12 protein-coding genes are annotated in these 13,435 nt (G+C 66.4%); 10 read left to right on the forward strand and 2 right to left on the reverse strand.

Going from position 1 to position 13,435, the window contains the following annotated elements:
* Positions 1 to 46: 46 nt before the first annotated feature.
* From trxA to BKG60_RS32445, 4 genes are all read left to right on the forward strand, one after another.
* Positions 47 to 421 (forward strand): thioredoxin, encoded by a 375-nt coding sequence (gene trxA, locus BKG60_RS11330; RefSeq protein WP_070943673.1) that lies wholly within the window; start codon positions 47 to 49, stop codon positions 419 to 421.
* Positions 422 to 439: 18 nt separating this feature from the next.
* Positions 440 to 1,270, forward strand: coding sequence for an enoyl-CoA hydratase (locus tag BKG60_RS11335; RefSeq protein WP_070943674.1), 831 nt, complete (start codon positions 440 to 442; stop codon positions 1,268 to 1,270).
* A gap of 75 nt (positions 1,271 to 1,345) precedes the next feature.
* A complete protein-coding gene (locus BKG60_RS11340; protein WP_070943675.1) occupies positions 1,346 to 2,974 on the forward strand; it encodes an ABC-F family ATP-binding cassette domain-containing protein in 1,629 nt (542 codons plus the stop codon).
* Between the two features lie 141 nt (positions 2,975 to 3,115).
* Positions 3,116 to 3,301 (forward strand): helix-turn-helix domain-containing protein, encoded by a 186-nt coding sequence (locus BKG60_RS32445; RefSeq protein ID WP_371725685.1) that lies wholly within the window; start codon positions 3,116 to 3,118, stop codon positions 3,299 to 3,301.
* Positions 3,302 to 3,330: 29 nt separating this feature from the next.
* Here BKG60_RS32445 and BKG60_RS11350 read toward each other — a convergent pair whose 3' ends face one another.
* A complete protein-coding gene (locus tag BKG60_RS11350; protein ID WP_070185999.1) occupies positions 3,331 to 3,909 on the reverse strand; it encodes a TetR/AcrR family transcriptional regulator in 579 nt (192 codons plus the stop codon).
* A 68-nt stretch (positions 3,910 to 3,977) separates the two neighbouring features.
* Positions 3,978 to 6,806, reverse strand: a complete 2,829-nt coding sequence (locus tag BKG60_RS11355; protein WP_070943676.1) for an aconitate hydratase — start codon at positions 6,804 to 6,806, stop codon at positions 3,978 to 3,980.
* A gap of 305 nt (positions 6,807 to 7,111) precedes the next feature.
* Here BKG60_RS11355 and BKG60_RS11360 point away from each other — a divergent pair, with 305 nt between their 5' ends.
* The 6 genes from BKG60_RS11360 to BKG60_RS11385 all read left to right on the forward strand — a co-directional run bounded on the left by BKG60_RS11360 (position 7,112) and on the right by BKG60_RS11385 (position 13,394).
* On the forward strand, positions 7,112 to 7,696 hold the full coding sequence (locus tag BKG60_RS11360; RefSeq protein ID WP_070943677.1) for an Rv1476 family membrane protein: 585 nt from the start codon (positions 7,112 to 7,114) through the stop codon (positions 7,694 to 7,696).
* 278 nt (positions 7,697 to 7,974) lie between these two features.
* On the forward strand, positions 7,975 to 9,396 hold the full coding sequence (gene ripA, locus BKG60_RS11365; protein WP_070186002.1) for an NlpC/P60 family peptidoglycan endopeptidase RipA: 1,422 nt from the start codon (positions 7,975 to 7,977) through the stop codon (positions 9,394 to 9,396).
* A gap of 10 nt (positions 9,397 to 9,406) precedes the next feature.
* Positions 9,407 to 10,102: an NlpC/P60 family peptidoglycan endopeptidase RipB gene (ripB, locus tag BKG60_RS11370; protein WP_070186003.1), complete on the forward strand. Its 696-nt coding sequence runs from the start codon at positions 9,407 to 9,409 to the stop codon at positions 10,100 to 10,102.
* 135 nt (positions 10,103 to 10,237) lie between these two features.
* Positions 10,238 to 11,401: a chaperone MoxR1 gene (gene moxR1 / locus BKG60_RS11375; protein ID WP_070186004.1), complete on the forward strand. Its 1,164-nt coding sequence runs from the start codon at positions 10,238 to 10,240 to the stop codon at positions 11,399 to 11,401.
* Complete coding sequence (locus BKG60_RS11380; RefSeq protein WP_070186005.1) at positions 11,398 to 12,345, forward strand: DUF58 domain-containing protein; 948 nt, start codon at positions 11,398 to 11,400, stop codon at positions 12,343 to 12,345. Before moxR1 ends, BKG60_RS11380 begins: the two co-directional genes overlap by 4 nt.
* 41 nt (positions 12,346 to 12,386) lie before the next feature.
* Positions 12,387 to 13,394, forward strand: a complete 1,008-nt coding sequence (locus tag BKG60_RS11385) for a VWA domain-containing protein (protein ID WP_070186006.1) — start codon at positions 12,387 to 12,389, stop codon at positions 13,392 to 13,394.
* The last annotated feature ends 41 nt before the right edge of the window (positions 13,395 to 13,435 follow it).

The raw sequence follows: 13,435 nt of genomic DNA on the forward strand, positions 1-13,435 counted from the left end.
CCATATGGTGGGGAACAGGCCGCTACGCCCCGACGTTAGGAAAAGTGTGAGTACGCAAGACATCACCGCAGATCAGTTCAATGACATCGTCAACGGCAACGAGATCGTGCTGGTGGATTTCTGGGCGTCATGGTGTGGGCCGTGCCGCGCGTTTGCGCCGACGTTCAAGGCTGCCTCCGAGCAGCACCCCGACGTCGTCTTCGCCAAGGTGGACACCGAGGCCGAGCAGGGGCTCGCCGCGGCGGCCGACATCAAGTCGATCCCCACCCTGATGGCGTTCAAGAAGGGCAAACTGGTCTTCAACCAGGCCGGAGCGCTGCCGCCGGCGGCCTTGGAGGATCTGGTTCAGAAGATCAGGGAGTTCGACATCGACGCCGCGATGAAGGCGCAGGCCGCGCAGGGCGACGCCGAACAGGTGTGATGACCGGCACGCGATAGCGTGCTGTCCGTGACTGCGCAGAACGAATTCGTCCTGGTCGACCGTGCGCGCCCGGACCTGGCCCTGGTAACCCTCAACCGCCCCGAGCGGATGAACTCGATGGCCTTCGATGTCATGGTGCCGCTCAAGGGCGTCCTGGAAGAGTTGCGCTACGACAACAGCGTGCGCGTCGTGGTGCTGACCGGAGCCGGTCGAGGTTTCTCCTCCGGGGCCGATCACAAGTCGGCGGGATCGGTGCCGCACGTCGCCGGGCTGACCAGGCCGACGTACGCGCTGCGGTCGATGGAGATCCTCGACGATGTGATTCTCGCCCTACGGCGGCTGCACCAGCCGGTGATCGCCGCGGTGAACGGTGCGGCCATTGGCGGCGGCCTGTGCCTCGCCCTGGCTTGTGACGTCCGGGTCGCCGCCGAGGGCGCGTATTTCCGCGCCGCGGGGATCAACAACGGGCTTACCGCCAGTGAGCTGGGCTTGTCCTACCTGCTGCCGCGGGCCATCGGGTCGTCACGCGCGTTCGAGATCATGCTGACCGGCCGCGACGTCGACGCTCAGGAGGCCGAACGCATCGGTCTGGTGTCCAGCGTGGTGGCCGAGCACGCCCTCCTGGACACCTGCTATGCAATGGCGGAACGCATGGCAGCGTTCTCCCGGCCGGGTATCGAGTTGACCAAGCGCACACTTTGGAGTGGACTGGACGCCGCTAGTCTGGAGGGGCACATGCAGGCCGAGGGCCTGGGACAACTCTTTGTGCGCCTGCTCACCGCAAACTTCGAGGAAGCGGTTGCCGCGCGCGCGGAGAAGCGCCCCCCGGTCTTCACCGACGAGCGCTAGCGCGAGGAGCCGACCGGCACCACGAGAAGTAACCCACGACACGCCACCGCGACGAGAAAACAGGAGGACCGCAGCGTGATCACCGCAACGGACCTGGAGGTCCGCGCCGGAGCGCGCACGCTGCTGTCCATCGAGGGCTCGGCGTTGCGGGTGCAGCCGGGCGACCGGATCGGCCTGGTCGGACGCAACGGCGCAGGCAAGACCACGACGATGCGCATCCTGGCGGGGGAGGGCGAACCGTACGCGGGCACCATCACGAGCACGGGTGAGATCGGCTACCTGCCGCAGGACCCGCGTGAGGGCAATCTCGATGTGCTGGCCCGCGATCGTGTGCTGTCGGCTCGTGGCCTCGACACGCTGCTGGCCGACTTGGAGAAGCAGCAGGCGCTGATGGCCGAGGTGGCCGATGACGCTGCGCGGGACAAGGCGGTGCGCCGCTACGGGCAGTTGGAGGAACGGTTCTCGGCGCTCGGCGGGTATGCCGCCGAGAGCGAGGCCGGGCGCATCTGCGCGAGCCTCGGCCTGCCCGATCGGATCCTCACCCAGCCGCTGCGCACTCTGTCGGGTGGCCAGCGTCGGCGGGTGGAACTCGCCCGCATCTTGTTCGCGGCGTCCGAGACGGGGTCCGGTTCGGCCACCACGTTGCTGCTCGACGAACCTACCAACCACCTCGACGCCGACTCGATCGGCTGGCTGCGGGACTTCCTGCACAACCACACCGGCGGCCTCGTCGTCATCAGTCACGATGTCGATCTGCTGGCCGAAGTCGTCAACCGGGTGTGGTTTCTCGATGCGGTTCGTGGTGAGGCCGATGTCTACAACATGGGTTGGCAGAAGTACCTCGATGCGCGCGCCACCGACGAGCAACGTCGCCGCCGCGAACGTGCCAATGCCGAGAAGAAGGCAGGTGCGTTGCGGGCTCAGGCCGCCAAAATGGGCGCCAAGGCCACCAAAGCCGTTGCCGCACAGAACATGTTGCGTCGTGCCGAGCGCATGATCGCTGAGCTCGATGCCGAGCGGGTGGCCGACAAGGTAGCCCGCATCAAGTTCCCCACCCCGGCCGCGTGCGGCAAAACCCCGCTGGTGGCCAAAGGGCTGACCAAGACGTACGGATCGTTGGAGATCTTCACGGGCGTGGATCTGGCCATCGACCGCGGTTCTCGGGTGGTGGTTCTCGGCCTCAACGGTGCGGGTAAGACGACCCTGCTGCGGCTGCTTGCAGGTGCCGAGAGCGCCGACGCCGGAGTTTTGGAACCCGGCCACGGCTGCAAGATCGGGTACTTCGCCCAGGAACACGACACCCTCGACAATGAGTCGACGGTGTGGGAGAACATCCGCCACGCCGCGCCCGACACCGGCGAACAGGATCTTCGAGGCCTGTTGGGCGCGTTCATGTTCACCGGCCCGCAGTTGGAACAGCCCGCGGGCACCCTGTCCGGTGGCGAGAAGACCCGCCTGGCGCTGGCCGGTCTGGTTGCGTCGACGGCCAATGTGTTGTTGCTCGACGAGCCGACCAACAACCTCGATCCAGCCTCGCGAGAGCAGGTTCTCGACGCGTTGCGCAGCTATCAGGGCGCCGTGGTGTTGGTCACCCACGATCCGGGTGCGGCCGAGGCTCTCGATCCCCAGCGTGTCGTGCTGCTTCCGGACGGCACAGAGGACTTCTGGTCCACCGAGTACCGGGACCTCATCGAGCTCGCCTGATCGCGAATTCCCAAGAACCGTCGCATCTTCGAGAACGTCAATTTAAGACGTTGGACAAATCGCCCCGGCGGTGTGTGGGCGCTTCCTACTCTGGGTATGCGTCGGGGCATCACAAGCGGGGAGATGTCGATGAGGGAAACTATGAACAAGAATCGCGGCGAACTGCTGGCTGAACTTCGCAAGGAGTACGAGGGGGGTGCCAGCATTCGATCGCTTGTGGCGAAGACCGGACGTTCGTACGGCTCGATTCACAGCTTGTTGCGGGAGTCAGGCACGACTATGCGCAGTCGCGGCGGCCCCAATCACCGCACCCGGTCAAGGGTGTGACGGGCACAACCGCTGCGCGGTAGCCGAATTCAACCGTCAGCCGCCGCCTGCTGGCGCACGCTGTCCTCGACGAGGTCCAGTACGGCCGTGAGGTTCTTCGGGTCCTCGCCGGAGGCGATCCTGGCCACCAGGCCATCGAGGACCAGATCGAGATAGATGTGCAGGACCGCACTCGGCACATCGTCGCGGAGCCGTCCGGCCTGCTTCTGCCGGCGTAGGCGTTCGGTGATCGCGGCGTCCAACTCGGCCGACCGTTCCGCCCAACCTTGATGAAAGGCCGGATCGTTGCGTAACTTTCGGGCGATTTCGAGCCGGGTGGCCAGCCAGTCGAACTGTTCGGGTGCTGCGAGCATGTTCCGCATCACCTGGATCAAGCCTTCGCGGGCGGCCACGTCGGCCATCCGTTCGGCGTCCTCGCGAGCCAGCTCGAAGAACAAGGTGTCCTTGTCCTTGAAGTGGTGAAAGATTGCGCCGCGCGACAGCCCGATGGTTTCTTCGAGCCGCCGCACGGTCGCACTCTCGTAGCCGTACTGGCCGAAGCAGCGCCTGGCGCCGTCGAGAATCTGACGGCGCCGGGCGGCGAGATGGTCGTCGGTTACCCGCGGCATTCAGACCACTCCTCGCGCGAGCGCCGGTTGGCGCTGTCCCTTACCTGCTTCGGTCAGTCTGGACAGAATTACTTCGACTTCAGCATGTTGCGCAGCACGTACTGCAGGATGCCGCCGTTGCGGTAGTAGTCGGCCTCGCCGGGGGTGTCGATGCGGACCACCGCGTCGAACTCCACCTTGGAACCATCTTCCTTGGTGGCGGTCACCTTCACCGTCTTCGGCGTCTTGCCCTCGTTGAGCGCCTCGATGCCGGTGATGTCGTAGGTCTCGGTGCCGTCGAGCTTGAGGCTCGCGGCCGACTCACCCGCCGGGAACTGCAGCGGGATCACGCCCATGCCGATCAGGTTCGAGCGGTGGATGCGCTCGAAGGACTCGGTGATGACGGCCTTCACGCCGAGCAGCACGGTGCCCTTGGCCGCCCAGTCACGCGACGATCCGGAGCCATATTCCTTGCCACCCAGGACGACCAGCGGGATGCCGGCTTCCTTGTAGTTGACCGAGGCGTCGTAGATGAACGCCTGCGGCCCACCATCCTGGGTGAAGTCGCGGGTGTAGCCGCCGGAGACATCGTCGAGCAGCTGGTTGCGCAGCCGGATGTTGGCGAAGGTGCCGCGGATCATCACCTCGTGGTTGCCGCGTCGCGACCCCAGCGAGTTGTAGTCCTTGCGCTCGACGCCATTGGCGTCGAGGTACTGCGCGGCCGGGGTGCCGGGCTTGATCGAGCCGGCCGGGCTGATGTGGTCGGTGGTCACCGAATCGCCAAGCAGGGCAAGGACTCTGGCGCCCTTGATGTCGCCGACCGGCTCCGGCTCGGCGGGCATGCCGTCGAAGTACGGGGCCTTGCGCACATAGGTGGAGGCGTCGTCCCACTCGAAGGTGTTGCCCTCCGGCGTGGCCAACGAGCGCCAGCGGTCGTCGCCCTTGAACACGTCGGCGTAGGAATCGGTGAACATCTCCCGGTTGATCGAGGACGCGATGGTCTCCTCGATTTCCTGGGCAGACGGCCAGATGTCCTTGAGGAAGACGTCGTTGCCGTCCTGATCCTGGCCGAGCGGGTCGGTCTCGAAATCGAAGTCCATGGTTCCCGCGATGCCGTAGGCGATCACCAGCGGCGGGGACGCCAGGTAGTTCATCTTGACGTCGGGCGAGATGCGGCCCTCGAAGTTGCGGTTACCCGAGAGCACCGCGGTCACCGACAGGTCGTTGTCGTTGATGGCCTTGCTGATCTCGTCGGGCAGGGGCCCGGTGTTGCCGATGCACGTGGTGCAGCCGTAGCCGCCCAGGTAGTAGCCCAGCTTCTCCAGGTACGGCCAGAGATTGGCCTTGTTGTAGTAGTCGGTGACGACCTGTGAGCCCGGCGCCATGTTGGTCTTGACCCACGGCTTGGTGCTCAGGCCCTTCTCGACGGCCTTCTTGGCGAGCAGCGCCGCACCGAGCATGACCGACGGGTTGGAAGTGTTGGTGCAGGAGGTGATTCCGGCAACGACGACCGCGCCGTGGTCCAGCACGAAGTCGCCGCGTTCGTCGGAGCGCACGGTGACGGGCTTGGTCGGCCGGCCCTCGGCACCGTTGGCGGCGGACGGACGGACGTCCACCGCGCCGTCGTCGGCGAACGACAGTTTGGCCGGGTCGGAAGCCGGGAACGACTCCTCGACCGCCTCGTCGAGCTGCGTGTGCGGGGTCGGCAGGTTCTCCTCGACGTAGTTGTGGATGTCCTTGCGGAACGCGTTCTTGGCGTCGGTCAGCTCGATGCGGTCCTGGGGGCGCTTCGGGCCGGAGATCGACGGCACGACGGTGGACAGGTCCAGCTCCAGGTACTCGGAGAAGACCGGCTCCTTGTCCGGGTTGTGCCACATGCCCTGCGCCTTGGCATAGGCCTCGACGAGCGCCAGCTGCTGTTCGCTGCGCCCGGTCAGCCGCAGGTAGTTGATGGTCTCTTCGTCGATCGGGAAGATCGCTGCGGTGGAACCGAATTCGGGGCTCATGTTGCCCAGGGTGGCGCGGTTGGCCAGCGGCACCTCGGCCACGCCCTTGCCGTAGAACTCGACGAACTTGCCGACCACGCCGTGCTTGCGGAGCATGTCGGTGACGGTGAGCACGACGTCGGTGGCGGTGACGCCGGGCTTGATCTCACCGGTCAGCTTGAAGCCGACGACGCGGGGGATGAGCATCGAGACGGGCTGGCCCAGCATGGCGGCCTCGGCCTCGATACCGCCGACGCCCCAGCCCAGCACGCCCAGACCGTTCTCCATGGTGGTGTGGCTGTCGGTGCCCACGCAGGTGTCCGGGTAAGCCTTGCCGTCGCGGACCATGACAACGCGGGCGAGGTACTCGATGTTGACCTGGTGCACGATGCCGGTGCCCGGGGGGACGACCTTGAAGTCGTCGAACGCGCCCTGGCCCCAGCGCAGGAACTGGTAGCGCTCGGAGTTGCGCTCGTATTCGAGTTCGACGTTGCGCTCGAAGGCGCCGGCGTTGCCGAAGACGTCGAGGATGACGGAGTGGTCGATGACCATCTCGGCGGGGGACAGCGGGTTGACCTTGTTCGGGTCGCCGCCGAGGGCGGCCACGGCCTCGCGCATGGTGGCCAGGTCGACGATGCACGGCACACCGGTGAAGTCCTGCATCAGCACGCGGGCCGGGGTGAACTGGATCTCGATGCTGGGCTCGGCCGAGGGATCCCAGTTGGCGATGGCCTGGATGTGATCCTTGGTGATGTTGGCGCCGTCCTCGGTGCGCAACAGGTTCTCCGCAAGCACCTTGAGGCTGTACGGAAGCTTCTCGGTACCGGGTACCGCGTCGAGTCGATAGATCTCGTAGTTCTGGTCCCCGACAGTCAATGTGTCGCGGGCATCAAATGAGTTAAGGGACGAATTTTCCGTATTCTCGCTGCTCACATCAACTCCCGGCTAGATCTCACCGCGACGGGCTGTGTCGGCGGCGTTCCGATGTTAACAGTACGCTTGTCCTGCAAGCCCGAGTGGGCCGGGGTCCAGTCTTCCCTTGTCGGATGCGCGTTTCTACCCAGTCAGCCTGATCTGTCCCATCTCGCCGCCTCGCTGCGGCCGCGCCGGTCTCCCGTTGTCACGTTGGAGTGGCTCCGCACGGCGGGCGTCACGCTGGTGTGACGCACGGCAGTCGATGCGGTGTCGATTCCTGTGTCGCTTCGCGGCGCAGCCCAGGCTCGGCGTACCGTGCCCCTGTGACCGGACCTCATGTCATCCCGTTCCTGCCGGCCTACATCCCGGTCGAGGTATGCGACACAGTCGGCATGGATCCGGCGCAACCCGACGGCGTGACCAAGTGCATGGCGGCCGTGCAGGCCGACGTGCGCGACGACGGGGTGAGCGCACCGCAGGCCGATGTCGAGGGCCTCCGGCAGGTCGTCAACGATGCCCGCCAGGAAGGCGTCGACCTCAAGGTCGTGGTGCTGCCGGCCAACCCCGCGATCGATACGCCGTTGCGTGACATCGCTACCGAGGTCGGTGAGGCCAATCCGGGCGCGACCGTGCTCGCGTTGAGTCCGTCGTTCGCCGGTACCTACAGTCCGACCATCGACCGGGTGACTTTGGAAGCCGGACAAGACGTGGCCAAGACCGGTAATGCGGTTTTGTCGGCGAAGAATTTCGTGGGGGAGATTTCGACCCCGGACTTTCCCTGGACTGCGCTCGCAATCGTGCTGACGCTCGGCGTCGCCGCGGCGGCCGTGCTCACTCGCGTTCTTCAGGTGCGCAGCAAACGATTGGCCGGGTCAGGGGCCTCGAGCGTCGACTCTGCGGAGTCCTGAAAATCCTGTCGAACATTCGTTCGTAATACCGCTCAATATCACCAATTGGTCACACTATTCGCAATTACATTCTTGTAATTTGTGACTAAAGTTTCTTTGGCGTCAGATGTGACGTACGGTGCAATCGGTACCCATTGTTGCAGTTGTGCTTCATGTGACTTCTGTGCAAAGGCCCGGAGCAAACGCCGGTACGCCGACGTTGAGCCATAGGAGACTTGAGTCGAATGAGACGCACCGTTGGCGTCCCGCGTACGCGAGGAGCAGATCGGGTTCCGCGCATGCGAGGAGCAGGCCGCGACGCGAAGTGGCGTCGCAGCGGCCGGTTCTGGGCGCTGCCGCTGACCGCGGCGATGCTGTTGGGTACGGCGTTGTCCGGTGGAGTCCCGGCCGCGGCGGAACCCGGTGCGCCCGATCAGATCGCCACACTCGTGGCTGCGGTGGCCACCGCAGACCAGAAGCTGCAGGAGCTCGGCGCCGCCATCCAGACCCAGCAGGAAGCCGTCAACAAGGCCATCGTCGGAGTACAAGACGCCCGCGACGCGGCCGCGACGGCGCAGCAGGAGGTCGAGGCCAGCCGGCAAGGCATCGCTGACGCCAATCGCGCCATCGCCGAGGCACAGAAACGCTTCGACACCTTCGCGGCGGCCACTTACGTCAGCGGACCGTCGGACTCGTATCTGACCGCGTCCGACCCCGCCGACATCGCGCGCACCGCGGCGACCGGTCAGACCCTGGCCGCAAGCACCGACAAGGTGATCGCCGATCTGCAGCGGGCCCGCACCGAGCAGGTCAACCGCGAGTCGGCGGCCCGGCTGGCCAAACAGAACGCCGACCAGGCCGCGGCCAACGCTCAGTCCAGTCAGGACAATGCGGTCGCGGCGCTGCAACAGGCGCAGCAGACATTCAACGCGCAGCGGGGTGAGCTGGACCGGCTGACCGCCGAGCGGAAAGCCGCCGCGGCCCAACTCGCTCAGGTTCACAAGGCATCGGCATCAAGTGCGCCGGCAGCGCCGGCACAGGGACAGACGCCGCAGGTCGCGGCGGGGGACTGGGATCGTGCGCCGGGCGCACCGGTGCAAGCGGGTCAGAAGTGGGACACCGCATGGGATCCCACGCTCCCGGCGATCCCCAGCGCGTTCGTCAGCGGTGACCCGGTCGCGATCATCAACACCGTGCTGGGGATCTCGGCGACCTCCGCCCAAGTCACCCAGAACATGGGGCGGCAGTTCCTGCAGAAGCTGGGCATCCTGCCCACCCCGACCGGCTACACCAACGGAGCGATCCCGCGGGTGTACGGCAGGCAGGCATCCGAGTACGTCATCCAGCGGGCCGGATCGCAGATGGGCGTTCCGTATTCCTGGGGCGGTGGCAACGCCGCCGGGCCGAGCCGCGGTATCGATTCGGGCGCCAACACCGTCGGGTTCGACTGTTCGGGCCTGATCCTCTACGCGTTCGCCGGTGTCGGCATCAAATTGCCGCACTACTCGGGCTCCCAGTACAACGCCGGCCGCAAGATCCCGTCCTCGCAGATGCGTCGCGGCGACGTGATCTTCTACGGCCCCGGTGGCAGCCAGCACGTGACGCTCTACCTAGGCAACGGTCAGATGCTCGAAGCGCCCTACACGGGTTCGCACGTCAAGATCTCGCCGGTCCGCACCAGCGGGATGACCCCGTACGTCGTTCGCTACATCGAATACTGATGGGAAAACATTGCGCTCCTTCGCCTTACGGTGCCTGACCCTGATCGCCGCAACTTTGTTCGCGGCGATCAGCCTGGTGACGCCGGCCAACGCCGCACCCGACGACGGGCAATGGGATCCCACCCTCCCGAAGATCGTCAGCTCCGGGGCGCCCGGCGACCCGGTGGCCATCGCCAACGCTTCGTTCCAGGTGAGCCAGATCGCGCTGCAGACCACCCAGAACCTCGGTCAGCAGTTCCTGCAATCCATCGGCCTGGCCCCCAAACAGGCCGCCTCGACATTCCCGGGCGGTCGCGTCCGCGGCCCACAAGCCATCGAATACGTGATCCGGCGCGGAGGCTCGCAGATGGGGGTGCCCTACTCGTGGGGCGGTGGCACGCTGACCGGTCCCGGCCCCGGCGTGGATTACGACGCCGGCAAGGTCGGCTACGACTGCTCGGGCTTCACCCGGTACGCGTTCGCCGGCGTGGGTGTGCAGATTCCGAAGTATTCGGGTGATCAGTACAAGACCGGCCGCCGGGTGCCGGTGGCTCAGGCGAAGCGCGGTGACCTGCTGTTCTGGGGCCCCGGCGGTAGCCAGCACGTGGCGATGTACCTCGGCGGCGGCAAGATGCTGGAGGCATCGGGCAGTGCTGAGCGCGTCACGGTGAGCCCGGTCCGCACCGCGGGCATCCAGCCCTATGCGGCCCGCATCATCGAATCCTGAGGGGAACCTGAACTCTTCCGGGCAGCGTCGACGGATCTCGAAGTGCCTGGAATAGTTGTCGGCGGGCACCCGATTGCCCGCTAGAACAATGAGCTAGACCAGCGTTTTGTAGTCGAACACCGTGGGAGGAAGTTGATGACGTCACCGAGTGGACCGCCGCAGGGCGCCGGAGGTTATCCCGGTTCGAGCCCGGCGCCGGGCTTCCCGCCCGGGTCGACCGGCTCCCACGCCGCGCCGGCTGCCCCGCAGGCCGCGCCCAACGGCAGCCTGCAGGCCGAGGTGCACACCCTCGAACGCGCCGTCTTCGAGGTCAAGCGGATCATCGTCGGCCAGGACCAGCTCGTCGAGCGGATGCTCGTCGGCCTGCTCGCCAAGGGGCATGTGCTGCTCGAAGGCGTGCCCGGGGTGGCCAAGACGCTGGCCGTCGAGACGTTCGCCAAGGTGGTCGGCGGCACGTTCGCCCGCATCCAGTTCACCCCGGACCTGGTGCCCACCGACATCATCGGTACCCGCATCTACCGGCAGGGCAAGGAAGACTTCGACATCGAGTTGGGCCCGGTGGTGGTCAACTTCCTGCTCGCCGACGAGATCAACCGCGCGCCGGCCAAGGTGCAGTCCGCACTGCTGGAGGTGATGGCCGAGCGCAAGATCTCGATCGGCGGCAAGACCTTCCCGTTGCCCAGCCCGTTCTTGGTGATGGCCACCCAGAACCCGATCGAGCAGGAAGGCGTCTACGCGCTTCCCGAGGCCCAGCGGGACCGCTTCCTGTTCAAGCTCAACGTCGACTACCCGACGCCGGAGGAAGAGCGCGAGATCATCTACCGGATGGGTGTCAAGCCCCCGGAGCCCAAGCAGATCCTGAACACCGGTGACCTGCTGCGCTTGCAGGAGCTGGCCGCCAACACCTTCGTGCACCACGCGTTGGTGGACTATGTGGTGCGCATCGTCACCGCCACGCGTGAACCCGAGAAGTTCGGCATGCCCGACGCGAAGGCGTGGATCGCCTACGGCGCATCGCCGCGTGCCTCGCTCGGCATCATCTCGGCGGCCCGCGCGCTGGCGTTGGTGCGCGGCCGTGACTACGTCATCCCGCAGGATGTCGTCGAGGTGATTCCGGATGTGTTGCGTCACCGCCTGGTGCTGACCTACGACGCGCTGGCCGACGAGGTCTCGGCAGAGACCGTGGTCAACCGGATCTTGCAGACGGTGGCCCTGCCCCAGGTGAATGCACTTCCGCAGCAAGGGCATTCGGTTGCGCCCGCCGTTCCCGCCGGGGCCGGCGCGGCGGGTGGTCGGTGACCACTTCCCGACGCACCGTAGACCTGCCGTCCCTGAAGCGCGGGGAGATCCGGGACCCCGCCTTGACGGCGGCGTTGCGCAAGCTCGAGTTGACGGTGCGGCGCAAGCTCGACGGGGTTCTGCACGGCGACCACCTCGGTCTGATCCCGGGTCCGGGATCAGAGCCGGGGGACTCGCGGATCTACCAGCCCGGTGACGACGTGCGCCGGATGGACTGGTCGGTGACGGCGCGGACCCAGACGCCGCACGTGCGACAGATGATCGCCGACCGCGAACTGGAGACCTGGCTGGTCGTGGACATGTCGGCCAGCCTGGACTTCGGTACCACGACCTGTGAGAAGCGGGATCTGGCAGTGGCCGCCGCGGCGGCGATCGCGTTTCTCAACAGCGGTGGCGGCAACCGGATCGGCGCGATCATCGCCAACGGTGACACCGTGCGCCGGGTTCCGGCATTGAGCGGGCGGGTGCACGAGCAGGAGTTGCTGCGGGCGATCGCCACCACGCCCAAGGCCCCGACCGGGGTGCGCGGGGATCTGGCGGCCGCCATCGATGCCTTGCGTCGTCCCGAGCGCCGGCGCGGCATGGCGGTGATCATCAGCGACTTCCTCGGGCCGATCAACTGGATGCGCCCGTTGCGGGCCATCGCTGGGCGCCACGAGGTGCTGGGCATCGAGATCCTCGATCCGCGCGACGTCGAGTTGCCCCCTGTCGGCGATGTGGTGCTGCAGGACACCGAGACCGGTGTCACCCGGGAGTTCACCATCGACGAACAACTTCGCAGCGATTTCGAGCGGGCGGCCGCGGCACACCGCGAGGAGGTGGCCCGCACCTTGCGCCGTTGTGACGCACCGCTGCTGAGTCTGCGCACCGACCGGGACTGGATCGCCGACGTGGTGCGGTTCGTGGCGAACCGGCGGCGCGGCGCCCTGGCCGGCCAGCGGTAGAGAAAGCTTGATCAGCAATCAACCGAAATGACTTCTAGCACATGACATTACCGATTCTCGGTCCGATGAGCCTGACGGGCTTTGCGCACGCGTGGTGGTTCCTGTTCCTGTTCGTCGTGCTCGGTCTGATCGCGTACTACGTATTCGTCCAGCGCGCACGCAAGCAGCGGATCCTGCGGTTCGCCAACATGGAGTTGCTCGAAAGCGTGGCGCCCAAGCAACCCACCCGCTGGCGGCATCTGCCCGCGGCCCTGCTGGCGGTGTCGCTCGTTCTCCTGACGGTGGCGATGGCCGGACCCACCCACGATGTGCGGATTCCGCGCAACCGCGCAGTGGTGATGCTGGTGGTCGACGTGTCGCAGTCGATGCGTGCGACCGACGTCGCGCCCAGCCGGTTGGCCGCCGCGCAGGAAGCTGCCAAACAGTTCGCCGACCAGCTCACGCCGGGGATCAACCTCGGCCTCATCGCCTACGCCGGCACCGCGACCGTGCTGGTGCAGCCGACCACCAACCGTGAGGCCACCAAGAACGGTCTGGACAAGCTGCAGCTGGCCGACCGGACCGCCACCGGTGAGGGCATCTTCACGGCGCTGCAGGCGATCGCCACCGTCGGTGCCGTGATCGGAGGCGGTGACGAGAGGCCGCCCGCGCGCATCGTGCTGATGTCCGACGGCAAGGAGACCGTGCCGTCGAACCCGGACAACCCCAAGGGCGCATACACCGCGGCGCGCACCGCCAAGGACCAGGGAGTTCCGATCTCCACGGTGTCCTTCGGCACTCCCTACGGCTACGTCGAGATCAACGACCAGCGCCAGCCGGTGCCGGTCGACGACGAGATGCTCGGCAAGATCGCCAAGCTGTCGGGCGGCGACGCGTTCACCGCGTCCAGCCTCGAACAGCTCAAGCAGGTGTTCACGTCCCTGCAGCAGCAGATCGGCTACGAGACCATCAAGGGTGACGCCAGCCTCGGCTGGCTGCGGCTCGGCGCGTTGGTGCTCGCCGTCGCCGGTGTGGCAGCCCTGTTGATCAACCGCAGACTGCCTGGCTAGGTGGCCCGTCCCGTCCCCGCGCATCGCGCTCAACGCGGGTG

Source organism: Mycobacterium syngnathidarum (genome assembly GCF_001942625.1).
Classification (GTDB): Bacteria; Actinomycetota; Actinomycetes; order Mycobacteriales; family Mycobacteriaceae; genus Mycobacterium; species Mycobacterium syngnathidarum.